We start from the raw sequence: 23,612 nt of genomic DNA on the forward strand, positions 1-23,612 counted from the left end.
TCGGTATAGTCACACCCGCGAAAGCGGGTGTCTAGTCTCCGTATACAGCCTCGCTACGGCTCACCCCGTCACAATAAGTGTCTCGCCTTGTGAAACGTGTGTGCTACACCTGAAACGTTTTCGCTAAAAAACACCCACCCAGAGCGTTCGCGAATCTGGCACCACCATTGCAAAGCTCCACTTATCAACCAATAGGAGCAACACCATGCAATACACCGAAAAATTCTTAGCCCTAGCCAACAACGCCATTGCTCAAGTAGAAAGTGTGGAAGTTGAAGAGATCGCCGAGCTAGTCGCCAACGGCGCTCAGCTTTTGGACATTCGTGACCGCCCAGAGCATCAAAAAGATCATATCCCAGGCTCAATGAACATCAGCCGCGGTACATTGGAAATGTTGGTGGAGGGCAAAATTGCCGACCTCAATCAAACAATTCTCTGCTACTGCAATGCCAACAACCGTGGTGCACTCAGCACGCTAGCACTCAAACAAATGGGTTATCACAACGCTAAGTTTATCGCTGGCGGCTTAGGTGCTTATCGCGAGCGTATTGAGACTAATAAGGCAAAATAATTTAGGAGTTAGGCTAGGTTGGCATAGCCTGTTGGTTGAGGTCTGGTAGTCGCTGTAATAGTATTTTTGTCTACATGACCAACTCAGGGACGCGCATGCGGATTGTCGTCATATTAATTGCTGCAGCAAGCCTTGCTGCATGCGATGCCAGTACAACCACTAGCGAAACGACTGTGGCACCCTCAGCTGTGCCTGTTTCACAAGTTGCAAGGGCGCTAAATGATACCGGGCAAATATGGTGTACGAATAGCCATAATACGCAAGTAGCCTGCCCAGCAAGCGGCTTGCAAGGGCAAGATGGTGACCATGGCCGCGATGCACAAGCCAGAGCCGGTAGCCTAACTAAAACGCCATATGGTGGCGGTGCGCAAGCATTCGATTTGACTAAGTTGGATACCCTTGGCAATAAGTTGGCAGCCAATGCGAGTGGGCATAATTGTGTAGCAGACAATGTGACTGGCTTAATGTGGGAGGTCAAAGCAGCTTCCGGTTTGCGCGATTACCGGCATACCTATAGCTGGTATAACGGAGCTTCAGGGCACTTGAATGGTGGCACTTGCGCCAACGATAGCTGTGACACCCAAGCTTTTGTTGAGGCAGTAAATCAGCAAGCACTGTGTGGCTACAACGATTGGCGCTTGCCGACAGTAGCAGAGCTGAGATCCATTATTCACTATGGTGCATCGGTGCCAACGGTTGACCAAGACTACTTCCCACGCACCGAAAACGCCTGGTATTGGACGAGCAGCGAGCATCCCGCTAGCGCGAACGGGGCCTGGAATATCAAATTTAATTTTGGTCGCAGTAACTTCGCGATTAAAAGCGTTGCTAGTCATGTTCGATTGGTGCGAACAGGGAGCGTTCAATGACTACAGCGAGAGCAATGGGCTTATCTCTATTAATGGGCTTATCTCTATTAATGATAACGGCGACATCACAAGCGTGTTTGCAGTTGCCACCAAACTGGGAAGCAAGTGGTGGCCAGGTTGTCGATACACAGTCCAAAATTGTGTGGCAGCGCTGCAGCCTGGGGCAAACGTGGAATGGTGATAGCTGTGTTGGGGAGCCAACGCAGCTGACTTGGCAGCAAGCCATCGGTGAAGCAACAGCAAACCGATTGGCTGGTTATGCCACCTGGCGGCTACCTAACCTAAAAGAACTGAGCAGTTTGGCTAACGGCCAATGCGGCGCCGTCGATCAAGCCATGTTTCCAGCGACAAAACAGCAGCGCTACTGGAGTGCAACAAGTGCAGGCCATAACCTAGACGCTGCTTGGACAGTGCACTTTTTATTCGGCAATGATGACTACACAGACAAACAAAACTTCGCGCTGGTTCGCTTAGTAAGAGACCAATAAAATGCCCTATCAAGGAAGCTGCCTTTGTGGCACCGTAACGTTTGTTGTTAAAAGTCCAATCAACAAAATGTATCACTGCCATTGCTCGCTGTGTCAAAAGCAAGGGGGTGGCTGCGCCAATGCGGCAACCATAGTGCCGATTGATCAGTTTGCATGGCAGTCTGGCGAGCAAAATATAAAACAGTGGCACAAATCAACTGGGTTTAGCTCACATTTTTGCAGTAGCTGCGGCAGCCCAGTGCCAAACAAAGTAGGTGACTCGTTAATGTGGATCCCACTTGGTTTAGTCGCCGAGGCCGCTCCAGAACTGGCCGCGCACCTGTGGTTGTCTGCAAAACCAACTTGGTCAATACCAGCGAAAGCCGAACGCAACTACGCTGACATGCCTGAAGATTTAGGCGAGTTTGTTAGGTTTTTACAGTCGTAGGTTGCACGACCCAATACCCCGTCACACCCGAGAAGGTGGGTGTCTAGTCTCTGCTACGACCCAATACCTTGTCACACCCGCGAAGGCGGGTGTCTAGTCTCTGCTACGACCCAATACCTTGTCACACCCGCGAAGGCGGGTGTCTAGTCTCTGCTATAAATCCATTTGAAGCCCAAATCCCGCATAAACAAAGAAGTTAAAATTGGAAAGTATTATTAAAGATTACCCGATTAATGCGAAGTTATATTTACAGAAGCTAGATCAGTGGATAACTCAGCTTTGTGAGCAGCATAATCTTGGCCCAATTGAGCAGTCGGTAAAATGGGGAGAAGCGAGTTTCTCGGTCAAAACCGGCAGCCCAATTCGGATGGATTGGAAAGCGAAAGCGCCAGAGTACGTAAGCTTGTTTTTTAACTGCCAGGCCAAGTTAGTTGATACCTTTCGTGAACTATATGGCGACCAACTCTCACTCGTTGGTAATCGCGAACTCGCCCTACCACTTGACCAGCCCATCCCAGAAGAAGCAGTAAAGCACTGCTTGTTGCTGGCGCTAACGTATAAAAAAGTTAAGCACCTACCGCTGCTGGGGGCGTGATGATCCGGGCGCATAAGCCCTAGCTATTTCCAATGGCGTGAAATAATAGGAATTTGCCTAGCAGTGCAATAGAATGCCTGCCGCTTAAACGACGACATAAATGGAGTAAATCATGGCTTTAGCAACAGCACGCCATATTTTGGTAAGCACTGAAGCTCAGTGTAATGAACTAAAAGCGCAAATCGCAGCGGGTACCGACTTCGCTGACGTAGCAAAACAGCACTCGCAATGCCCATCGGGTGCACAAGGTGGTGACCTTGGCGAGTTTGGACCAGGCATGATGGTGCCAGAGTTTGATAAAGTTGTGTTTTCAGCACCAATTAAAGAAGTGCAAGGCCCTGTACAAACACAGTTTGGTTATCACCTGCTAGAAGTAACCTCGCGCATCGACTAATGCATAGCTAATCCCGTAGGTTGCACGGCCGTTCGCGGCCGGGCAACGTGTATCGCCACCGATCAATGCTCCCTAAACCTGCGGTTTGAAAAACCTACGCCTAATCCCGTAGGTTGCACGGCCGTTCGCGGCCGGGCAACGTGTATCGCCGCCGATTAATGTTTCCCAAACCTGCGGTTTGAAAAACCTACACCTAATCCCGTAGGTTGTACGGCCGTTCGCGGCCGGGCAACGTGTATCGCCGCCGATTAATGTTTCCCAAACCTGCGGTTTGAAAAACCTACACCTAATCCCGTAGGTTGTACGGCCGTTCGCGGCCGGGCAACGTGTATCGCCGCCGATTAATGTTTCCCAAACCTGCGGTTTGAAAAACCTACACCTAATCCCGTAGGTTGTATGGCCGTTCGCGGCCGGGCAACGTGTATCGCCACCGATCAATGTTTCCCAAACCTGCGGTTTGAAAAACCTACGAAAAAACTGGATAAATAATCAGTTGTTTAGCTAGATTTGGTGTATGCTTAGAGGGTTACCATTAGCCTAGTTTAGTTATGCCAATACACGCCCTCTACCTTTGTGAAAAGCCATCACAAGCGCGCGACCTAGCACAAGCACTTGGTTGCCGCAGCCGTGTGGAGGGCGCGCTACATAATGGAAAAGGCACCTATGTGACCTGGGCGGTTGGGCACTTATTTGAGCAAAAAATGCCCGACGAAATAGAGCCCAGCATGAAGCAATGGTCGCTGGCGACGCTGCCATTCTTGCCAACTGATGTACCCCTCAAGCCCGTCTACCGCACCAAAAAGCAGCTCGCGGCAATTAAAAAGCTACTCAAAGATCTACAAGGCTCATTGTATATCGCCACCGACTATGACCGCGAAGGCGAAGCCATTGCTCGCAATATATTAGTCATGAGCAATTATCGTGGGCCAGTACAGCGGGTGAAATTATCGTCGCTTGATAAGGTGTCAATTCAGAGGGCACTAAACAACGTCGTCGATGGCAGTCAGTCGATTGGTTTGTACCATGCTGCGAAAGGTAGGCAAATGGCCGACTATCATGTGGGTATGAACTTTAGTCGCTTGTATACCCTAGTAGGTAAACAAGCAGGCCTGAGTGAAACCTTCAATGTTGGCCGCGTGGTCGCACCCACGATTGCCTTGGTGGTGAATCGCGACCGCGAGATTGAGCAGTTTGTGCCTCAACCTTATTTTGAGTTGTGGATCAAAGTACAAGGCCAAAATGGCCAGTTCAATGCTAAGTGGCAGGTGCCAGAGGGCGAGTTCAATGGCCTAAAAAATGCAGACGAAGAAGGCCGCTGCATTAACCGCCAGCTAGCCGAGCAGGTTGCTAATGCGGTCATCAATCAGCCTGTTACAGTGCAGAAGGTGGAAAAAAAGCTAACCAGCTCCGCCGCGCCGTTGCCATTCGACTTAACCTCGCTGCAGCGTTTGTGTGATAGCAAATTTGGTCTAAGTGCCGACAAAACCCTAGCGATAGCGCAAAAACTCTACGACGAAAAGTTCACTACCTATCCGCGCACCGACAGCCGATACCTGCCGCGCTCACAACAAGCGGATGTGCCAAAGGTGCTGCAAGCCATTGTTGCTAGTGATGCGAGCACTCAGCAAATAGTGGCTGGCGCTAACCCCAGTGCGCGCGCTCGTGTGTTTAACGACAGCAAGGTCAGCGCCCACCATGCGATTATTCCAACCTTTGAGACGGTGAATGTTGGCAAGCTAAACCCGATGGAGGCTAAGGTTTACGATGCCATTCGCCGCCAATACATTGCCCAGTTTTATCCACCGGCGAAAGCCGAAAAAACCCGCATCACGCTAGTTGATGCACCGAAACAAAGCTATATCGCTAAAGGCTCGGTGCCTATCGAAGCAGGTTGGCAGGTGTTATTTAAAAGCGCCAAAGACGCTCAAGCCGGTGATCGCAAAGACGAACCAAAAGGCAAACAAGGCCAAGAGGACGAACTAGAGCAAAGCCTTCCGCCGGTGCAGCAAGGCGAAAGCCTGGTGTGCCAGCAAGCTGATGTGCTGGATAAATTAACTAAACCGCCCGCTTATTTTACCGAAGCCACGCTGCTTAGTGCCATGGAGCATGTTGCGCGGTACGAGCCCAACCCCAAATACCGTGAGCTGTTAAAGGAAGTCTCAGGTATTGGCACACCCGCTACACGCGCTGAAACCATTAAAACGGCAATCAAACGCGACTATTTACGCAAAGACAAACGCTCCCTGCATGCCACAGCAAAAGCGCGCACCATGATTGATATTTTGCCTAGGGTGCTGACTTCTCCGGCATTAACCGCGCGCTGGGAGTTGGAGCTGCGCAAGCTTGAAACCGGCGACACTACGGTAGCCGAGTTTGACCAAAAAATTCGCGACTGGATTGAGCGCCTAGTGCTAAAAGCCAAAGATCACATGGGAGACATTACCAACCATCTAGTCAGCCACCCAGATGCCAAAGCAATGAAAAGTGATAAGCGTGGTGCTAATCGCAAAGGCGGTTCAAACCGGGGAACGTACGGTAAAGGCAAAAAAGGTGGGGCTCGCAAAACCTCGAGTGATAAAGCCAAAACCGCAAAATGCCCAAACTGTGGCGACAAAGCTTGGCGCAACCAGTTTAAGCAAAAGCCAGGCTGCTACTGGCGCTGCAGTGGCTGCAGTACCTTCTTTGATGATGTAGAGGGGCGGTTGACCCCTCGGGTATAGGGTTACTGGCTAACCATAAACCAGATAACACCTTCTTTCTGTTCGCCCACTTCGTTCTCAACTGTCCATTGCACAGCATAGGTGCCAGCTTCTAGGCGCTCTGGTAGCGGGAATTCAAAGCGCAGCTTTAGTTCATCCGAGGGTGCAAAGTTGATCGGCAGTGCTTCGCCGCGGTCGGTTTGTAATTCGAGCCCCACAAGCTTGTTCGCTTGGTCAAACTCTAAGCCAATACCCGGTGGAGGGCCTGCAAGCACCTGGCCAGCACCCGGATAACTATTGGTTAACTCGCTTTGATTGGCAGCAAGTGCGACCGTTGAAAGCATGGTGGTTGAAAGGGCTAAGGCTGCCATTAACTTTTTCATCACGGTTTCCTATTTTATTCAGTACTAGCCAAATGTAATGCGCTCAGTTTGCTAGCGCCTTAGAGTCTATGTTCGGCCAAACACCTTCCCTTCGGACTCTTACACTAATGAGCTTGGCATTATGGCGCGTGCGTCTACCTGTTTGCTACCAAGTCCATCGCAATTCTACACCAATCATTGGTAAATCCATTAACTTGGCTGAACAAGCACCTGACAAGCCAATGGCTTCTTCGTAACATGAGGCAAATTTTACTGGGTTTAATCATTATGTCTGCCTGCCACGCCCTATTTATTGCCGCCCCTGCCTCTGGGCAAGGAAAAACCACCATTACCGCTGCCCTAGCTCGCCTGTTAGTAAAGCAAGGCAAAACGGTGCGGGTGTTTAAAACTGGGCCCGACTACCTAGACCCACAAATATTGGCCTTGGCTAGTGGCGCACCTGTGGTGCAGCTCGATTTATGGATGGCTGGTGAAGCTTGGTGCCGAGCACAACTCAACAAAGCCGCACAAGAGGCCGATGTGATTTTGGTTGAAGGGGTCATGGGCCTATTTGATGGCACGCCCTCTAGTGCCGATTTGGCCGCTACCTTTGGCATTCCAATTGCGTTATTAATGGATGTTTCAGGTATGGCGCAAACCGCTGCCGCGGTGGCCGTTGGGCTAGCGAACTATCGTGATGATTACAGCGTTGCCGGGCTCATTGCCAATCAATGTGGCTCGGTATATCACCAGCAGCTAATTACCGATGCGCTGCCTGATGACTTGCCACTTATTACCGGTGTGCTGCGCAACAACAAGATGACATTACCCGAGCGCCACTTAGGTTTGGTGCAAGTGGAAGAAATGGCCGATGAGCTCAACGAGAGAATAGATGCCGGGGCGCAAGCGCTTGATGCCGAGGCACTCAACTTGTTTTTGCAAAGCCTGCCAAAAGTAGCTTTCAGTGAAGGCCAAGAGCCGACTGTAGAGCAATGGCTAGCGGGCAAAACCATTGCCATTGCCAAGGATGCCGCGTTCAGTTTTATCTATGCGGCCAATACCGAGCTGTTGCAAGCGATGGGCGCAAAGCTTGTGTATTTCTCGCCTCTGCGCAACGAAGCTGTGCCAACAGCCGATGCACTTTGGCTGCCCGGTGGTTACCCAGAGTTGCACAGCGAAGTTCTGTCGCAAAACACGCAAAGCCAAACGTCGATTTTACAAATGCATCAGCAGGGCAGACCCATACTGGCTGAGTGTGGCGGCATGCTGTATTGCTTAACCAGTTTGCGCCAACTAGATGGCTCTGAGCACCCGATGTTGGGCTTATTAGCTGGACAAGGGCAAATGCGCGAGCGCGGTGGCTGCCAAGGTATGCAAAGCGCTCCTCTGCCAAGTGGCCTGGTTCGTGGCCACGCCCACCACAGGTCTACCGCGGTCGACACCCCTGAGCCATACGCCCACGGCCAACGGCAAAAGCATCCGGCTCCTGGCGAACCCATCTATCGGCAAGGCTCACTTACCGCCAGCTATTTGCATTTGTTTTTTCCATCGAACCCAAAGGCCATTGCGCAGTTGTTTGCTGGTTCATAACTATTAAGTCGGTGTGCACGAGGGCAGGAGATACACACATCTGGAAAGCTACTTACTGCACTCAGTGATCCCGTCATCCCCTCCTTTTTCTGATTGGTCTGACACTTGGCGGGGTTTTTTTTTGCCAGCATTCACTAGAACCCTAGCGACACAAAATTAACATACTCAGCCAGTCTGTCCGCCCAGCAACCGTGCTTCCTTGTCCAACAAGGAAGTTATCAATAGACTTTAATGCGCTGCCTACTGAATTGCTGATCGTTCACTAGGTCAAAAGCAGAGGTGAAACCGTGTCACTCGTCCTCACTGGGTACCCCTATTTCACCCAAGTTGGTGAACAAACCAATGGCGCTATGAAGTATTCACCACTGGCGCGCGGTGAAGTGATGACCTGAAGTGCTTAAGGGGCTTATTTTCTTAATTGTGAGTTTCACCAAATGACGGTGTGCCAATTGATGCGGAAGTTAGTATAAGTGCTGATAACTATTTTTCCGGTAGGCACGGTGTGTATTTAGAGCTGATAGTCCACATCTTTAAATAGTAATGGCTGAAGGGTATGCCGAATTATGAGTCCTATAAATCGATTTGGTTTTATGGTGAATAGAAAGCCAGAATGTTAAATGCCACTGGTGCAGATTGTATATTTTAAAATATATAAAAAAATCAATACTAATGTAATGCCTCGTATTAATTGCTTCAATGCTAGATAAGTTATGGGCAGAATAAATAAATTTCCGCCCCTAATCATTACAAATTCTTAGCAAGCTGAATCCTCAAAGTTCGAGTTGCATCTCTCATTTCCTGATCCCAGCTTTCAGTAGCCAAATTATCTTTCTTTTTTTGCGCTAACTGAAATACTTCTTCAAGTGATTCTTTTATACCATTTGGAGCTGTTCCATCTTTAAATAGTAAATGGATGCTTTGAGAATGTGCTCGTATCTCATAAGTCCATTTTTTAATTCCATCCTGATCTTTCGGCTCAAAAGTGATTGTTTTTAGAATGGATGTGAAGGATTTTTGCTTTTGTTCTTTTATCCATTTGGAATGTTCCCTTTTATTGGTAAATATGTGCGTTGCTATTAATAATATGATGTTTGTAACTATTGTGCTTAGTGCTGCTATTACCAAAGGATGTGTAAAGATATTTGTTTCTGCCGTCATTTTTTTTCTCCTAGAGAGTGGGTTTTCCATTGAGTTTAATTGCGTACCCCAATATTTCTGATTTTTTGTTTGAGTTTATCATGATTTTTTTCGAAGTGGATGGATTGATTTTAGTTGGTTTTGGGTACCATACTTCACTTTTTTCAGGGTTTGAAAGGTGAGTTAATGCCATAGCAACAGCATGCGGCTTAGGTCCAATGGGTATCATTATGTTAATGTTTTTGCTTTTAGATACCTTTTTATTTAAATATTCATATAGGCCAAATATGTCATATGGGTGTGATCTATGGAAATAAGGCCTTTCGCTTAACCCGCGTGTTAATAACTCAGCTGCTTTCCAGTTCCTTCTATAGCTTTGAGGGGTGCTTGGGAATGGAATAATTATCTCCGTCATACTTGATGTATACTCTTGTAGATGTGAGGAAATATTTGCTGGAGTGAAGCCAAAGCCTATGTAATTATCTATCTTGAGGTTTGAACGTTTGGTCTCATCAAGAATGCTGAAGCCCGGCACGGCTGTTGGTGGATCGCATTCGTGTACTGAAGCTTTCTCTTGATACAGCGATGTACATGTGTAGCTCAATAATAAATTTTCTATTTCATCGCTTGAAATGACTCTCTTTATAAATGTTAAAGTGAATTCGATTGGGGCTGACGTAATATCGAATATTATTGACTTTTCGGATGCTTCCAAGATTTCGCTTATTTTTTTATTGTAGTCTGATATCGAGTTTTGTATCTCTTTTTTAGGTGATATTGAGAACTCTTCCTTTATTTTAATCTTTCTTTTTTCAAGATCGCTTCCATTTATGAAATTTTTATAGTTAAACTCGATAAATGTTGAATTGATAGATTCCTTTATCGCTTTTATATGTGAGTGAGTCTCGATTGATCTAGGTTCGAAAGATACCGTGTTGATTGTACTCCATTCTATTTCACTAGTTCGATCAAGAATAAAGTCAATATGTCCCCAAGGTTTCATGTTGCTTCCTTAAAAAAGACTTAGCTGAGTTGGTCCTGATTGAACCTCAGGTGCTATTTTTTTTCCGTTATATATTGAATTTATTTCATCTAGGCTAGTATATATTGGCTCTTTAGTTCTTATATGAGGTATTCTGAATGTAGGGCATAGTATCGGATTGAGGTGCCATTTTATTCTATCCCCTGTGCCTATATTTTTGGGTGTGTGTTGAGACTCTATAAGGTCGCCATTGTCGACACACAATCCAATTATTCTGGAAATTTCATCACCCTTTTTAAATTCATCCTTTTTTATTGAAAATCCTGTGTTTCCAGGGTTGGATAAAGCCTTGTCCTCGCGTAATTTTTTCGATATCCAGTCAGATATTTTGGTGATGAACTCTTTCCTTTCAAAACCATTACTTCCTTCCCTAAGCTTGTCTACCCATATTTTACTAGCTTCATGAATCCCGATGTTTTGCTGCTTACTAGGTATGCTTGGTAAATCAATCAATTTTAGTTCTTCAGTGCTTGTAATTCGTAACCAATTTGACCAAATGGCTCTGCAGATAGACATGAAGACCAATATGTTAGAACCTGAAAGTCCTATTACATGCTCAGCGCCGCTCCATATTGGAACTTCTTTGCATAAACCTGCTAACTGAATTGTTGCAGCTTCGTTTCGCTCTTTTATCCAATATTTTTTTTCTTTCCAGCTAACAACTTTATTTGGGGTAGTGGATGAAAGTAAGTCCCAGTTGTTCTGTTTTTTTTGTCGCAGCCAACATGAGGTTAAATACGCATATAAAGGTTCAGACTTCCAATCGCTTTTAATATAATTGATCCATTCGTCGCTCAAGTGATCAGGTAAAGGTATTATGAAAGGCTTATTCTTTACATATGCTCTTGCTCGCTCCTTTGGAGATAACGACTTACCAAGTACTCTAGTTAAAAGCTCGTTGGCCGGAATGTTTTTGATTGGTATGGATCTGTTTCCGGTGCCAAGGTGAGATAACCTTCTTTGGAATACATCCTCTGCAAAGTTCTTGAATACAACCTTTGTGGATGGGTCTTCTTTCGGTTTTAATATCTCATCAATATTAACAATTACATAGTCACGGTATTCTTCAATGGATGCATTCGATCCAAATGCTTCCAAGCTTGCATCCCAAGCATAGTGACGAGTACCAACTCGATAAGATATTTTTTGAGTTCTTTGAGATAGTGCTTGGTTAATCGCTTTTCGAAAAATAGTAGTATTATACTCGTTTTTCTCTATTTCATATAACTCTTCATGTTGGTCAATGCCGATGTATAGCTGGCATTCCTTAGGGATGATGCCGCACTCCTTTAAAATATCTATAAACTTCTCAATTGGTTCTCCAATTGGTTGCGTGGTTTGATTTACTCTATTACATATTTTGTTTTCGTTAAAATTAAAGTATTGTCGATATTTTGTTATCCTTTCTTGTGCCGATAATAGGAAATCTTCCAGCGATTTGGACGTTGAATAATAATTGGAATAGAAGTTGTCGTTAGATATCTTTTGTGAAAACTCTTCAATTTGTTCTTTGCTAATTTGAATTTTCAATTCCTTGGTAAGTACGCTATCTAAATCTTGCTCTTTTTTTAAGTGTAGAATGTTCTTGGTTATGTCAATTATTATTTTTGTGTTGAAAATGTCTGAAAAGGTCTTGTATAGCCAGGTGTCAATGTTTTCCTTGGGGACTTCATTCGCACGGTAAGCTATTTCCTTTATATTGTCTTGTATTAAGTGGGTTTTAGCATATAAAAAGCACCTATCCTTTTCAGGGATAGGGGTTGCAATACCTGACCTGGAGAATTCTATTCTATTTTTAAGCTCAAATAGGCTCATCAGCATGCTCTTGCCGCTGCCTTGCCTACCCTTTATGACTATGTTGGAATTACTCCACAACTCATCTGTACTTTCGGCGATCTTGGGACTAAAAAGTGAAACATACTCTGATGGATTGAGCTTTTCAGTCAACCAAAGGTCATGAAATGGGTTATCGTTTTTTTCCATGTCCTGATCTCCTAGCCTCGATCAATTCTTGGGAAAAGTGGCGCCCAAATTGGAGACTCTCTATTATAAATAGCTGGCATGTTATTAGGCGCGTTGCTATACATTATTACCGTACCTCCAAGGTCATTATAGCCAAACTTTCCATTATTAGGGCTGCTTTCTATTTTATGAAAATTATCATCGATGACCTTTCTTATTTCCTTGAAGGTGATGGGCTCACCTTCGTTTGGCGACTTTGAAATAAGAGATGATCTATCAATTGTCATTATAGGAGATATCGTAACTTTATCTTTGAGAGTAGAAGATATATTTTGCAATCCTTTCTCGCAAATGACAAGCGGAATGAAAAGTATAGGAATGTTTATAAGGTTGCAAATAGGCTCTAGGGCTTTTAGAGCTTGGTCACCAGAACCAACAAAGTCTTCAATAGCTACTAGGTAGTCAATTTTATTATCGTAAATGTATTGCTGTATTTTGCTAGGTGCTGCAAACGCAGAAAGACTAGATAGATCGGGCCTTAATCTCTTTCCGGAAATCTTGTTTTGGTGTAGGAAAGAGTTGATTTTAAGACTGTCAGTTATTGGACAGAACCAGCACTTATCAATAGCTTCTGTGATCTTTGTTTTATAATCCTGATCAAGAAATGATAAGTTTTTTTGCTTTATAATATATTCAGGTAGATTTCGATGGCACGCTACACGGTATAGCTCTCGATATTCATCCTGGGTTAAGAAAATGAGATATTGAACTGATTTAAAGGCGATCCATCGCTCTTGTACTGTGTCGTAACAGGATAACCATCGCTCCATTCGATCAAGGAAGTCTCCACTTGAATCGCAAGACTCTAATGGTGCGGGCTCGTAGTCGTTATAAACAAACTTTGCCATATGCTCATAAAACTGCTTTAGAGCGGATGCTTTAGAAGATATTGACTCATCTTCTCCATATAAAAGTAGTTCATCAATATAGCTGTCTGTCATAAAACTATAAAACCTTAAGTATCGATTCAGCAAGTGCTTTAGCAAGTGGTGGCGGAACAGCATTGCCGATCATTTTAAACTGATTATGGATAGAGCCAAAAAATTCAAAGCTATCCGGAAAGCCTTGGATTTTTGCAGCTTCTCGAACTGTAAAGCCCCTGTGTTGAGTTGGGTGAAGGAAATTTTTTGGATTTCCAAAAGTAGTGTCTACAGTAGGTGAAAAGCCATCGTAGAAAGGCCTTTTATATTTTCCATTGAATCTATGGCTTAAATCTATGTACCCATCTTTTTTCGTTATGTAGCCTTTTTTTACCAGAGAGAGAATTTGTTTGTCTAGCTCATATCCACAGTGTTGCTTTAACTGTTCTAGTTCTACGGGATCTGCATCACCATTCGAGCGTCGCCTTAAACGCCGGCGTAGTTTTGAAATTGTTACTAAAAGTAGCTTCTCTTCTGCAGAGGTAGTGCCAAATACTTCTGGTATGTCCCAAGTGTGTACGCTTCGGTCACCTAGTCGAACATCGCATAGCTTTTTACCCTGTGCAATTGCCTTACTAATTTTTAACTGATCAGAGCTTAGCTGAAAGTTCTTCGGTATGTCTTCTGGATCAATTTTGTTATTGCCAATATAGTGGCCTAACCCCTTAGCATTTTGTTTTATTGGATCCAGTTGGAAGTCTTTTTTCCCTAAACGAGCCACTAAGAAAACACGTTTTCTTTGTTGAGGAACATTGAAGTTTGAGGCATCTAGAACAATTGTTTTTGTCCAGTAACCATTATTCTGAAGCTGCCTCTCTGCCTTTTCCCAATTATTTCGAAAGACGCCTTGAATGGCACCAACAACGTTCTCCAGCACGATTATTGGAACTCTACTTTCGGTGCCTGCATCAATTGCTTTAAATAAAAGATTGTTTCTAGGATCATCTACCCTTCGTTTTCCTAAAGTAGAATATCCTTGGCAAGGTGAGCCCGAAACTAGAACATCACAAGACTTTGGAATAATTATCTGTTCTACGCTTAAGTCTCGTTTTTCTGCTGAGTGATGAAAATTATGATTATAAGTGTCGATTGCAGCTTGCCAGTTATCATAAGCAAAGATCGGATTTAGTCCTGCATCTTGAAACCCAAGGTCTAGCCCTCCACAACCACAAAAAAGGCTTCCAAAGTTCACTTGCAACTCACTTACATTTACTAGTTTGAAACGGAGATTTTAGCTGCTTTATCGTCTGGTACAAGTTTCACCAGAAGAATCTAATTTATCAATGCTTTGCTGTCACTTGAAGAACCGGCCACGAAAGCCGTATATTGTTAGGCGGAAGATCAGAGATAAACCTAAAAATAGGCTGACCATTGGCAGGCTAAGCTCTAGAGTGATAGTAACTTCGTAATTTTTCTTACAGCTCCGAACGCCGTTGCGTTCTTCATACACCGCCTTTTCCTAATCAAATTCATGCTGAGGGAATTTGCTCATAACGAAGCAGCATAGGTTTTCGCTGATCATGGTACGTGCGCTATGTGGGTTCGCGATATGCTTGTATGGCGCATGGCTATGATCGTGCGAGTGACCCTCTGACTGGTACTCGGCATGGTGGTGTTGAACGTTGACTTCGCCGAGGGCTAGGCGGTTTTTGAAGCCACCGAGTAGTCCAACGCTTGCAGTTCGCAGGCTTGTGAATTATTCGCGTAGCGGATGTTTGTTAACATGTGACACCCAAACACATGTCGCCAAACATTTTGACCAAAAACACGACCAAAATGATTTAGCGACCTACGATTTTTCATCAAATTATCACCTATCGCCAAGTCAGAGGGTCAACCTTGTAATAGTGTTTCAACTGGTCGTACAAGGCTTTGTGTTGTTCGTGCATGTCGGCTGGGCGCTCGAAGAAGGTTTCTGAGGCGACGGCAAAGAACTCGGCTTCATTGGTGGCACCATAGTAGTCGAGCAGAGTGGGTAGGCGGCGAGCAACGGCTTTTTTGTGGCGGTCAAACTGTCGTTGCATCACGTTAAACCAGTCTTGATATTGTGCTTTCGAACTTAATCTTGGGGCGCCATTAGCAGCCCCTGTTTCTTGGTCGAGCTGGTGGGCAAACTCATGAATAATTAAGTTGTGCCCGTCTTCGGCATCGGCGGCACCTTCTTGGGTGTGCTGCCATGAAAGAATTACTTTGCCAATGTCCCAAGATTCGCCTAATAGCACTCGGGTTTGTTCGTGCCACACACCTAGGGCATCCACATGTGGGTTGTTGGCAACAAATGCGGTGGGTAATACATATATTGAATGTAGCTTTTCAAAGTAATTGGTTTTGCGGTTCAGCAGCAGAAGGCAAGCTTGGGCAGCAATGGTGACGCGGATTTCGTCGGTCATCGCTAGGCCGTCTTGGCCATAAAAGTCTTTTTCGGCCAAGAATACCAGCATATGGCGCTTGAGCTGCAACTGCAGGTCGGCGGGCATCTGATTAAAGTACGGCACGTTCTTGCGAATAATTTGCCGCCATTCTTTCGGGAAGGGTTGGTTAGCAATGCGCTGGCGCCTGAGCTTGATCCACAGCGGTTTACCAAAGAAATAACCAAAGCCAAGTATTGCAATTAAAATGATTAAGGCCATGTTGCCTCCTAGGGTCATAGTAAATAGTTGGAGGCACTGGGTTTTAAAAACAAGTGTAGTGGGTAGCTGGCGTAAAAAGTGGTGAACTTCTGCTAACGTCACAAAACGATTGGCGCCTATAATGGCCTATCACATTTGAGGTCTTAGCCATGCTTTCTTATCTTCATGGTTTTCATGCCGGCAATCATGCCGACGTACTGAAGCACTTTGTATTGGTGCAAGCATTTGCTCATTTTCAAAAAAAGGCGGCTTTTCACTATATCGACACGCACGCTGGCGGTGGTTTGTATTCACTTACTAGTGAGCGTGGCCAAAAAATTGCTGAGTATGAAGATGGCATTGCAAAGATAAACTCACAGGATGAGTTTCCAGAGCCATTGGCTGAATATTTAGCGCTGATTAATACACTTAATGAAGTTGAGCTGAGTGTTTACCCTGGCTCGGCCAAAATTGCCCAACTGTTGGCACGCCAAGAAGATCAAATTCGGCTATTTGAGCAACATCCAAAGGAGTTCGAGGCGTTAAAGCGCCAGTTTAAGCAACGAAACATTAAGCTGTACCGAGAAAACGGCTGGGATGGCTTGTTAAGCCATGTACCACCGGCCTCCAAGCGCGCCTTGGTGTTAATCGACCCTCCTTATGAAGACAAAGCAGAATACAACCTAGCGGCGGAGAAGCTGAAGCAGGTGTATAAGCGCTTCAGCAGTGGCACCTATATGCTTTGGTACCCAATGGTAGAGCGCCCAAGAATCGATCACCTTACTCGTAGCATTAAAAAGTCGGGCATCAAAAACGTACTGTGGCTAGAGCTCAATGTGCGTGCCGATCACTCGCCTGGCATGAGTGGTAGTGGCATGATTGTGGTGAATCCACCTTGGACGCTACAAAAAGAAGCCGAGACGGTGATGCCTTGGTTGATACGCGAGCTGGCGCAAGACAATAAAGCGTCGTTTAAAAATATTATGTTGGTGGCGGAGTAGAAGCGCTCTGTCGTCATACCCGCGAAGGCGGGTATCTAGTTAGGGAGTTCGAATTTCAGGTTAAGTCCACTTCTGTTCGAACTAGATCCCCGATAAGAGCACTCGGGGATAACGACTTCGTGTTTGTACAACTACAGCTTGCCCACTTCACTATTTCTCTCTAAGCTGTTGTTATATACAGTTTAGAGTTGTCAAGATGAAAGCCTTCAAAGATATCCACCAACTCGCCATTCAACGAAAGGGTGGTGAGGCTAAGTTAAACAAGCTTATCAAACCCGTGCTCACAGCCATACAGCTTAAGCAAATTGGTGATGATCGATATTTGTCGATGATGGCCAAGGCGATTAATCAAGCAGGGTTTAACTGGACGGTGATTAATAACAAGTGGCCACAGTTTGAAGAGGCATTTTTTGGTTTTAAGCCAGAGGTGCTTGAGCTGTTGTCCCCCGAGCAATGGGAAGCTTACACCGAAGACACGCGGGTAGTGCGTAACTGGCAAAAGATAAAAGCGGTGATGGAAAACGTTGGTTTAGTGCAGCAGCTTGCCCGCCAGCATGGCAGTTTTGCTAACTTTATTGCCGACTGGCCAAGCAATGATCAAGTTGGGTTGATGTTGTATTTGAAGAAACACGGCAGTCGCTTAGGTGGCAATACTGGTCAGTGGTTTTTGCGCTCTATGGGCAAATCGAGCTTTGTATTGTCGCAAGATGTCTGCCTCGCTCTGCAGCGTGCTGGCGTGGATATTAAAACTCAGCCAACCTCGCAAAAAGAGTTAAAACTTGCCCAAGCGCAACTGAATGCTTGGGTCGACGAGAGTGGCTTGCCGCTCACGCACGTATCGCAAATTGCTGCGTACTCTATTGGTGAAAACTATGCGGGCGAGTTCATTCAAGGCGAGATTGAGAAGTTTGAAAAGCATGAACCAAGTGTGACCAAGTAGTAGGTTTAAGGTTATCTTTTTGGGTAGCGTTGGCAGCATAATTAAAACAAGAGTGTATAAAAATGAAGCACGTTTTGCCTACCATCGCACTAACTGTTTTAGCGAGCACACCGGTATTGGCACAGTGGCAAGAGGGCAAGGCCTATGTTGCTGGTGAGGTTGTTGCCCACAATGGTGGCAGCTTTCAGTGCAAGCCATTTCCATTCAACGGTTGGTGTGGTCTATCAGCCTACGAGCCGGGTGTCGGTTTTGCTTGGATGGACGCCTGGGTAGCACTCACTAGCTTGCCAAGCCCAACCGCTGTTGCAAGCCCGACAGTGGTGCCGAGCCCAACCGTGACCAGCACGCCATTGTTAACCGCTACGCCAACGCCAGTTACAACAACGGGTATTGCACCGTTTGAGTTAGGTGTAACAAAGGCGGTGAACGGCCAAGTGTATTCTTATGGCGGCAATTGTTGGCAAGCAAAAAACTCACCTGGTGTATGGGAGTCACCACGAGAAGGCTGGTTCTGGCAACAGGTAATTTGTACGACTCCAACGGCAACCCCAACGGCAACCCCAACGGCGACTCCAACAGCGACTCCAACAGCGACTCCAACAGCGACTCCAACAGCGACTCCAACAGCGACACCAACCGCGACACCAACCGCGACACCAACCGCGACACCAACCGCGATACCAACCGCGACTCCAACACCAACGGCAGTACCGAGTGTGGGCGTGTTGCACCAATGGGGGTTTGATGAGCATCCAATAGGGCCATATTCAGCGGCAATGTTTAAAAGCGATTGGGGGTTCTCGCCGAATACTTCTGCCGGCGTGGCTGGCGGGCGTTTGAATATTGTTGCCGACCCGTATATCGACAATGGCAACCAAGCGCTACGCGTAACCTATCAAGCGAACGGCTATGGTGGCAGCTCGGCTTCGGTATTTAAGTTTGCGATCGATGGTGATCACAATGAGTTGTGGTTGCAGTATCGCGTGATGTTCGATGCCAATTTCGACTGGGTGAAAGGTGGCAAGCTGCCTGGCTTAGCTGGTTATACCGGTACAAAACCAACGGGCTGTTTGAGTAATAACAGTATAAATGGGTTCAGTGCCCGCCTCATGTGGCGCGAAAAAGGCCATGCATTGCAATACGTTTATAATCCAGAGAAATCCGAGTATTGCGGTGACTACACCTCTTATTATCAATTCTTCACCAAGGGCGAATGGTACACGGTCACGAATCGTGTGCAGCTGAATGACATTGGCCAAGCGAATGGCCAGATTACCGCATACTTAGATGGCTTTCCGGTAGCTGAAATCAATGACTTGGTACTGCGAACCAGTAGTGAGGTAAAGGTGGATGCACTGCTGTTTGAGACGTTCTTTGGCGGTGGGTCATCGGCGTGGGCACCAAGTGAAGCCCAATATAGCTACTTTGATGACATCATCATCGCAACCAGCAACCCAATCGGGTTAATGGTTGAACAACCAAACAATGAGCCACCACTCGTTCACCCTGTTACTGACTATCAAGCGTGGCAGGTGGATGTTGGTTACGATGAGAACAGCAAAGTGTATTGGATAGATGAGCAAGGGCAATATCGTTATTTTGTTGCCCGTTATGGCATCGCGGCGGGTAAATCGCCAGCAACAGAGGCCTTGCCAGAAAGCTTTGTAGGCGTGTATAGCCCTGTTCGCTTAGATAATAATAAGCCTTGGGTGGAGGTTAATAATCCGCTTGCACCGCCAAGCTTTTAACCAATAGGGGTGGCCGGGCTGGGCCCGGCGCCCCAAAATTGCTTAGTCATTGGCATCACCATTTAAGTGGTTTGCGCAGGGCTTTGACTTGCCCTTTTTGCGTTTTTTTATCCATGCGCTTGGTTTGCGATGAGCGCGTTGGTTTAGTGGGTTTGCGTTTCTTTTCTACTTTCGTTGCTACTTTGATCAATTCCACTAAACGCTCAATGGCGTCTTCGCGGTTTTTCTCTTGTGTGCGAAAGCTTTGCGCTTTAATGACGATAACGCCATCGCTAGTAATGCGCGAGTCGTTGAGTTTTAACAGCCGTTCTTTATAAAAAGCAGGTAAGCTCGAGTGCTGAATATCGAAGCGCAGATGTATAGCACTAGACACCTTATTCACGTTCTGCCCACCGGCGCCTTGTGCGCGAATGGCGGTCATCTCAACTTCCCAGTCGCCTAGCTGCACGTTGTTGGAGATATGAATCATATCTACTCCCCTATGGTTGCTGTGCGCTGGTTTGAGAGGCGGCCGGATAATACCACAGGTATTGGTGCTGTGCGGGCATGAACAACAAAAAATTATTGAAAACTCGCCATTCGCCAGCAGTCTCGGCCTGCGTGTTTGGCTTGGTATAACAACTGGTCGGCTTGGCTTAATAACTTATCAATCTCGGCGATTTTATAGATATTCAACACACCACTACTAATGGTCACGGTGACTGGGCGATCTTCTTGGCGGAAACTAATTGCACGTGTGGCTCGCCCAAGAATAGACGGCCAGTGCTCTAGGTTATCGTCTTGAATGGGAATCATGACGGCAAACTCTTCACCGCCCAAACGTGCAAATAAAGCGTTGTTGGGGATCAGTGACTTCACTTTTAACGCAAGCTCGGTCAAAACTCGATCCCCAGAGCCATGGCCAAAGGTGTCATTAATTTGCTTAAAGTGGTCAAGGTCAAACAAAATAAGCTGAACAGGCAATTGGTTCGCCAACATGCGCTCGGCTGTAGGTTTAAAGGCGCGCCGATTTAATGCTGCGGTCAGCGGGTCATAGTGCGCTTGCTCGGTTAGCAACTCATTGGCGATGCGAAGGTCTCTGGTTTGCGCCGCAACGGTTCGCCGAAGCTGGAGTATGTACACCAAGGCTAACAGCAAGCTCGCACCAATGGCCACCGGCCACATGTACACTGGGTATTCGGTGCGTGTTTCAGCATGAAACCAGCGGCCGGTAATTTGGTTAAGTTCTTCGGCTGTGATCACCGACGTATCTATGGTTAGGCCACTATCTTTTGCGGTGGCAAACTGCACGGGGCCGCTATAAAGGTGGCGAATAGGAAAGAACAGATTAAACTCTTCGGCCAAATAGAGGTAATAGTTAGCCACCTGCATATCTGCAACAAAGGCTTTTACTTTTCCAGCCAGTGCAGCCTCTAATAGGGCCGCGTTGTTTGGGTAAAGTACCCGAATAGCTTTAGGATAAGTTTGTTTAACAAAGGCTTCTTCGGCGCCTTGCGCCACTACGGCAATTTCACCACCAATGGCATACTCTTCAATGTTTCGGCCAAGCAAGTCGTAATGCAAGTATAGTTGTGCATCGAGATTGGTAATTGCACTGCCAAAATCCAGATATTCTGCCCGCTCCTCTAAATAAATGAGACCGGCGTGAATATCGGCTTCGCCATTGCGCATTAGCTCTAAGGATTCGCCCCAGTCAACTAGTTCAAAGCGAATGGTTTGCCCAGTTTTTTCACCGTATAGTTGCCAGTAGTCAATAAGCAGGCCCGCTGGGCGGCCATTATGGTCTAGGTAAGAATACGGCTTCCATGCCACAGAGTTAGTGACTACTAACTCGGCTACGGCTATATTGGTAATTAACAATAGAAAAAGCGCACGAATCGTTTTCATTGCATCGGTTTCACTTCCATTTTTGAACAGTGTACCAGTGGCATGTGACGCTAAGTATAGACCGAGTATGAAATCTACAATTTATTAACTATTTTTGAATAATAATAAAAAATTGTAATTAATATTGAAATATTAATAAAAATTATTAATTTATGCATTTTATAGAATTAAATTTAGGCGGTGTTTGCTGTAGCGAAGTTGAGGTGTTTTACCAGCAACAAAACTATGGTGGTGGGGTTCAGTGTAATGAGCGTGTACTCGCTGCGTATCACCAACAAGAGGTTGTTGGGGCTGCAAAGCTAGAACAATGTGAAGGGTTCAGCGTGTTGCGTGGCGTGTATGTAGACCAAGCGTTTCAGGGGCAGGGTATTGGCAGGAAACTCATTACGCTGCTGCTTGCTTCGCCAGCAACTGTTTATTGTTTACCTAAGCGGCATCTACAGAAGTATTACCAATCCTTTGGCTTTGAATGCGTTGATGCACTCCCTGACCAGCTTCGAGAACGCATAAACCAGTATTTGGGCGCCGGTATTGATGTCGTCGCTATGCGAAAGCCATAGCGTTTTCAATCAAGGTGCGCTTGGCGGTTTGCCATTGACTGGCCAGCTGTTCTGGCTGGCTGACTAAATCGGCAAACTGAGATACATCGGCTCGACTAGAGCTTAGTGCTTCAAATAACCAAACACGCGGGTCGGCGCCTTCGGTGCGGCGCAGGCGCAGTTCGTTCATCCTTGCCGCAAGCCGCTCTTTGTTTGTAACGTGAATGGCTTGCATGGCCGTTACTATTTGCTGGTGGCGAGCGATATTACTCATCGCCCGCTCGTCTTCGCTCCACATTAGCCAGTTGGCAATATCTGACAGGCTGCGCAAGCAGCCTGTGCAAATATCATCGCCAACACTCGTTGAGCACTTGCCAATGCAAGGGCTATCAGAGAGTTTGCGCGCTTTCATTACCATTTTAGCGCCCCACCTACTTGGTATTCGGTAACGCGGGTTTCGAAGAAGTTCTTCTCTTTGCTAAGATCCATCATTTCCGCCATCCACGGGAATGGGTTTTCTTCACGCTCATAAATTGGCGCCAAACCAATTTGCTGCAAGCGACGGTTAGCAATGAACTTTAGGTACTGCTCCATGATTTTGGCGTTCATGCCCAGCACGCCACGCGGCATGGTATCGCGGGCATATTCAATTTCAAGCTCGGTGCCTTCGCGAATCATATCGGTGGCAGCTTGCTTAATTTCGTCGTCCCACAGGTGTGGGTTTTCAATCTTGATCTGGTTGATCATATCGATGCCAAAGTTAAGGTGCATCGACTCATCACGCAGAATGTACTGGAACTGCTCGGCCACACCGGTCATCTTATTGCGACGGCCCATCGACAAAATCTGGCTAAAGCCACAATAGAAGAAGATGCCTTCCATCACGCAATAAAACGCAATCAGGTTTTTCATCAGCGCTTTGTCGGCTTCAACCGTGCCAGTTTGAAAGTCTTCATCGGCGATGCCTTGTGTGTGCTCAAGCGCCCAGGCGGCTTTGGCGTAAATGCTTGGCACCTCGCGATACATATTGAATACTTCGCCTTCATCCATGCCTAGGCTTTCTACACAATACTGATAGGCGTGCGTGTGAATGGCTTCTTCAAATGATTGGCGCAACAGGTATTGGCGACACTCTGGATTAGTGATCAACCGGTAGATGGCCAATACTAGGTTGTTGGCAACCAGTGAGTCAGCAGTGGAGAAGAAGCCTAGGTTGCGCATCACAATGCGTCGCTCGTCGTCGCTCAAGCCATTTGGGTCTTTCCACAACTTCACATCTGCCGACATATTTACTTCTTGCGGCATCCAGTGGTTGGCACAGCCATCTAGGTACTTCTGCCAGGCCCATTCGTATTTGAATGGCACCAGCTGATTAACATCGGCGCGGGCGTTAATCATACGCTTTTCTGATACATCTACCCGGCCTTCGCCCATTTCCAGCTGTTCAAGACCCGTTACGCCGCCTTCAGCGGCTAGTTCTTCATCCACATGCTGCTTGCCCAATTGGGCGTACTTATCAAAGGTCGACGCGGTTGATACCGTTTCAGGCTGCTTAGGCGCTGCTGGCTGTGCAACAGGTGCCGATTCAGCAGCTGGTGCTTGTTGTTCAACTTGTGGTTTTGCTTCAGCTTTTGGTTTCTCAGCCGTCGGGCTGTAATCATCCCAATCGATCATAATCTGTCTCCTCTGTGCCTCTTGGTCGAAGTTTGAGACCGAGGCAGTTTCGTAATTTGTCCTAAATTGTCCATCCCTGTGGGGGCTCCCAGTCAGTG

General features: G+C 46.4%; 23 protein-coding genes. 12 read left to right on the forward strand and 11 right to left on the reverse strand.

Annotated elements, in window-relative coordinates; translation table 11 throughout:
- Positions 1–205: 205 nt before the first annotated feature.
- The 7 genes from DUW71_RS13290 (at position 206) to DUW71_RS13320 (ending at position 6,064) form a co-directional block, all read left to right on the forward strand.
- On the forward strand, positions 206–571 hold the full coding sequence (locus DUW71_RS13290) for a rhodanese-like domain-containing protein (RefSeq protein WP_119395747.1): 366 nt from the start codon (positions 206–208) through the stop codon (positions 569–571).
- 95 nt (positions 572–666) lie between these two features.
- A complete protein-coding gene (locus DUW71_RS13295) occupies positions 667–1,440 on the forward strand; it encodes an Lcl C-terminal domain-containing protein (RefSeq protein ID WP_158584092.1) in 774 nt (257 codons plus the stop codon).
- Complete coding sequence (locus DUW71_RS13300) at positions 1,437–1,928, forward strand: Lcl C-terminal domain-containing protein (RefSeq protein WP_119395749.1); 492 nt, start codon at positions 1,437–1,439, stop codon at positions 1,926–1,928. The genes DUW71_RS13295 and DUW71_RS13300 overlap by 4 nt, the downstream gene beginning before the upstream one ends.
- A 1-nt stretch (position 1,929) precedes the next feature.
- Positions 1,930–2,355 carry a GFA family protein gene (locus DUW71_RS13305; RefSeq protein WP_119395750.1) on the forward strand — a complete coding sequence of 142 codons (426 nt, stop codon included), beginning with the start codon at positions 1,930–1,932 and terminating at the stop codon, positions 2,353–2,355.
- Positions 2,356–2,557: 202 nt separating this feature from the next.
- On the forward strand, positions 2,558–2,950 hold the full coding sequence (locus DUW71_RS13310; RefSeq protein ID WP_119395751.1) for a DUF1801 domain-containing protein: 393 nt from the start codon (positions 2,558–2,560) through the stop codon (positions 2,948–2,950).
- A gap of 112 nt (positions 2,951–3,062) precedes the next feature.
- Positions 3,063–3,344 (forward strand): peptidylprolyl isomerase, encoded by a 282-nt coding sequence (locus DUW71_RS13315; RefSeq protein WP_119395752.1) that lies wholly within the window; start codon positions 3,063–3,065, stop codon positions 3,342–3,344.
- 548 nt (positions 3,345–3,892) lie between these two features.
- A complete protein-coding gene (locus DUW71_RS13320) occupies positions 3,893–6,064 on the forward strand; it encodes a DNA topoisomerase 3 (RefSeq protein WP_119395753.1) in 2,172 nt (723 codons plus the stop codon).
- A gap of 2 nt (positions 6,065–6,066) precedes the next feature.
- On the opposite strand, the gene DUW71_RS13325 is transcribed toward DUW71_RS13320, so the two are convergent.
- Positions 6,067–6,426 carry a copper resistance CopC family protein gene (locus tag DUW71_RS13325; protein ID WP_119395754.1) on the reverse strand — a complete coding sequence of 120 codons (360 nt, stop codon included), beginning with the start codon at positions 6,424–6,426 and terminating at the stop codon, positions 6,067–6,069.
- 237 nt (positions 6,427–6,663) lie between these two features.
- Between DUW71_RS13325 and DUW71_RS13330 the strand changes: the two genes are divergently transcribed.
- Positions 6,664–7,995: a cobyrinate a,c-diamide synthase gene (locus tag DUW71_RS13330; protein WP_233546137.1), complete on the forward strand. Its 1,332-nt coding sequence runs from the start codon at positions 6,664–6,666 to the stop codon at positions 7,993–7,995.
- 744 nt (positions 7,996–8,739) lie between these two features.
- On the opposite strand, the gene DUW71_RS13335 is transcribed toward DUW71_RS13330, so the two are convergent.
- The 6 genes from DUW71_RS13335 to DUW71_RS13360 form a co-directional block, all read right to left on the reverse strand.
- Positions 8,740–9,153, reverse strand: a complete 414-nt coding sequence (locus DUW71_RS13335; RefSeq protein ID WP_119395755.1) for a hypothetical protein — start codon at positions 9,151–9,153, stop codon at positions 8,740–8,742.
- A 10-nt stretch (positions 9,154–9,163) separates the two neighbouring features.
- Positions 9,164–10,135: a hypothetical protein gene (locus tag DUW71_RS13340; protein ID WP_119395756.1), complete on the reverse strand. Its 972-nt coding sequence runs from the start codon at positions 10,133–10,135 to the stop codon at positions 9,164–9,166.
- A 9-nt stretch (positions 10,136–10,144) separates the two neighbouring features.
- Positions 10,145–12,157, reverse strand: coding sequence for an ORC-CDC6 family AAA ATPase (locus DUW71_RS13345; protein ID WP_119395757.1), 2,013 nt, complete (start codon positions 12,155–12,157; stop codon positions 10,145–10,147).
- A gap of 11 nt (positions 12,158–12,168) precedes the next feature.
- Positions 12,169–13,137: a phosphoribosyltransferase-like protein gene (locus tag DUW71_RS13350; RefSeq protein WP_119395758.1), complete on the reverse strand. Its 969-nt coding sequence runs from the start codon at positions 13,135–13,137 to the stop codon at positions 12,169–12,171.
- Between the two features lie 4 nt (positions 13,138–13,141).
- The gene (locus DUW71_RS13355) at positions 13,142–14,308 is read right to left on the reverse strand and encodes a DNA cytosine methyltransferase (protein WP_158584094.1); all 1,167 of its coding nucleotides are present in this window, start codon (positions 14,306–14,308) and stop codon (positions 13,142–13,144) included.
- Between the two features lie 622 nt (positions 14,309–14,930).
- Complete coding sequence (locus DUW71_RS13360) at positions 14,931–15,746, reverse strand: M90 family metallopeptidase (RefSeq protein ID WP_119395760.1); 816 nt, start codon at positions 15,744–15,746, stop codon at positions 14,931–14,933.
- A gap of 149 nt (positions 15,747–15,895) precedes the next feature.
- Here DUW71_RS13360 and DUW71_RS13365 point away from each other — a divergent pair, with 149 nt between their 5' ends.
- The 3 genes from DUW71_RS13365 (at position 15,896) to DUW71_RS13375 (ending at position 19,414) form a co-directional block, all read left to right on the forward strand.
- Positions 15,896–16,726, forward strand: coding sequence for a 23S rRNA (adenine(2030)-N(6))-methyltransferase RlmJ (locus DUW71_RS13365; protein WP_119395761.1), 831 nt, complete (start codon positions 15,896–15,898; stop codon positions 16,724–16,726).
- A 196-nt stretch (positions 16,727–16,922) separates the two neighbouring features.
- Positions 16,923–17,666 carry a DNA-3-methyladenine glycosylase I gene (locus DUW71_RS13370; protein ID WP_119395762.1) on the forward strand — a complete coding sequence of 248 codons (744 nt, stop codon included), beginning with the start codon at positions 16,923–16,925 and terminating at the stop codon, positions 17,664–17,666.
- A 62-nt stretch (positions 17,667–17,728) separates the two neighbouring features.
- Positions 17,729–19,414 (forward strand): polysaccharide lyase, encoded by a 1,686-nt coding sequence (locus tag DUW71_RS13375; RefSeq protein WP_119395763.1) that lies wholly within the window; start codon positions 17,729–17,731, stop codon positions 19,412–19,414.
- A gap of 55 nt (positions 19,415–19,469) precedes the next feature.
- Here DUW71_RS13375 and arfB read toward each other — a convergent pair whose 3' ends face one another.
- Positions 19,470–19,883, reverse strand: coding sequence for an alternative ribosome rescue aminoacyl-tRNA hydrolase ArfB (gene arfB, locus DUW71_RS13380; protein WP_119395764.1), 414 nt, complete (start codon positions 19,881–19,883; stop codon positions 19,470–19,472).
- Between the two features lie 92 nt (positions 19,884–19,975).
- Positions 19,976–21,301, reverse strand: coding sequence for a transporter substrate-binding domain-containing diguanylate cyclase (locus tag DUW71_RS13385; protein ID WP_119395765.1), 1,326 nt, complete (start codon positions 21,299–21,301; stop codon positions 19,976–19,978).
- Positions 21,302–21,453: 152 nt separating this feature from the next.
- On the opposite strand from DUW71_RS13385, the gene DUW71_RS13390 reads away from it, so the two are divergent.
- Positions 21,454–21,861, forward strand: coding sequence for a GNAT family N-acetyltransferase (locus DUW71_RS13390; protein WP_119395766.1), 408 nt, complete (start codon positions 21,454–21,456; stop codon positions 21,859–21,861).
- Here DUW71_RS13390 and DUW71_RS13395 read toward each other — a convergent pair.
- Together DUW71_RS13395 and DUW71_RS13400 are read right to left on the reverse strand one after the other, a co-directional pair.
- The gene (locus DUW71_RS13395) at positions 21,845–22,258 is read right to left on the reverse strand and encodes a DUF1289 domain-containing protein (RefSeq protein ID WP_119395767.1); all 414 of its coding nucleotides are present in this window, start codon (positions 22,256–22,258) and stop codon (positions 21,845–21,847) included. The two genes, DUW71_RS13390 and DUW71_RS13395, sit on opposite strands and share 17 nt — an antisense overlap.
- Complete coding sequence (locus DUW71_RS13400) at positions 22,252–23,514, reverse strand: ribonucleotide-diphosphate reductase subunit beta (protein WP_119395768.1); 1,263 nt, start codon at positions 23,512–23,514, stop codon at positions 22,252–22,254. The genes DUW71_RS13395 and DUW71_RS13400 overlap by 7 nt, the downstream gene beginning before the upstream one ends.
- Positions 23,515–23,612: the final 98 nt, after the last annotated feature.

Origin of the sequence: Salinibius halmophilus (genome assembly GCF_003577475.1) — a bacterium.
GTDB classification, from domain to species: Bacteria; Pseudomonadota; Gammaproteobacteria; order Pseudomonadales; family Natronospirillaceae; genus Salinibius; species Salinibius halmophilus.

Coding starts and splice junctions, on each gene's coding strand:
- DUW71_RS13315 (WP_119395752.1), top strand. CDS start 3,063: ATGGCTTTAGCAACAGCACGCCATATTTTGGTAAGCACTGAAGCTCAG.
- DUW71_RS13320 (WP_119395753.1), top strand. CDS start 3,893: ATGCCAATACACGCCCTCTACCTTTGTGAAAAGCCATCACAAGCGCGC.
- DUW71_RS13325 (WP_119395754.1), bottom strand. CDS start 6,426: ATGAAAAAGTTAATGGCAGCCTTAGCCCTTTCAACCACCATGCTTTCA.
- DUW71_RS13300 (WP_119395749.1), top strand. CDS start 1,437: ATGACTACAGCGAGAGCAATGGGCTTATCTCTATTAATGGGCTTATCT.
- DUW71_RS13375 (WP_119395763.1), top strand. CDS start 17,729: ATGAAGCACGTTTTGCCTACCATCGCACTAACTGTTTTAGCGAGCACA.
- DUW71_RS13295 (WP_158584092.1), top strand. CDS start 667: ATGCGGATTGTCGTCATATTAATTGCTGCAGCAAGCCTTGCTGCATGC.
- DUW71_RS13340 (WP_119395756.1), bottom strand. CDS start 10,135: ATGAAACCTTGGGGACATATTGACTTTATTCTTGATCGAACTAGTGAA.
- DUW71_RS13290 (WP_119395747.1), top strand. CDS start 206: ATGCAATACACCGAAAAATTCTTAGCCCTAGCCAACAACGCCATTGCT.
- DUW71_RS13360 (WP_119395760.1), bottom strand. CDS start 15,746: ATGGCCTTAATCATTTTAATTGCAATACTTGGCTTTGGTTATTTCTTT.
- DUW71_RS13365 (WP_119395761.1), top strand. CDS start 15,896: ATGCTTTCTTATCTTCATGGTTTTCATGCCGGCAATCATGCCGACGTA.
- arfB (WP_119395764.1), bottom strand. CDS start 19,883: ATGATTCATATCTCCAACAACGTGCAGCTAGGCGACTGGGAAGTTGAG.
- DUW71_RS13395 (WP_119395767.1), bottom strand. CDS start 22,258: ATGGTAATGAAAGCGCGCAAACTCTCTGATAGCCCTTGCATTGGCAAG.
- DUW71_RS13335 (WP_119395755.1), bottom strand. CDS start 9,153: ATGACGGCAGAAACAAATATCTTTACACATCCTTTGGTAATAGCAGCA.
- DUW71_RS13305 (WP_119395750.1), top strand. CDS start 1,930: ATGCCCTATCAAGGAAGCTGCCTTTGTGGCACCGTAACGTTTGTTGTT.
- DUW71_RS13400 (WP_119395768.1), bottom strand. CDS start 23,514: ATGATCGATTGGGATGATTACAGCCCGACGGCTGAGAAACCAAAAGCT.
- DUW71_RS13350 (WP_119395758.1), bottom strand. CDS start 13,137: ATGACAGACAGCTATATTGATGAACTACTTTTATATGGAGAAGATGAG.
- DUW71_RS13385 (WP_119395765.1), bottom strand. CDS start 21,301: ATGAAAACGATTCGTGCGCTTTTTCTATTGTTAATTACCAATATAGCC.
- DUW71_RS13370 (WP_119395762.1), top strand. CDS start 16,923: ATGAAAGCCTTCAAAGATATCCACCAACTCGCCATTCAACGAAAGGGT.
- DUW71_RS13345 (WP_119395757.1), bottom strand. CDS start 12,157: ATGGAAAAAAACGATAACCCATTTCATGACCTTTGGTTGACTGAAAAG.
- DUW71_RS13330 (WP_233546137.1), top strand. CDS start 6,664: ATGAGGCAAATTTTACTGGGTTTAATCATTATGTCTGCCTGCCACGCC.
- DUW71_RS13390 (WP_119395766.1), top strand. CDS start 21,454: ATGCATTTTATAGAATTAAATTTAGGCGGTGTTTGCTGTAGCGAAGTT.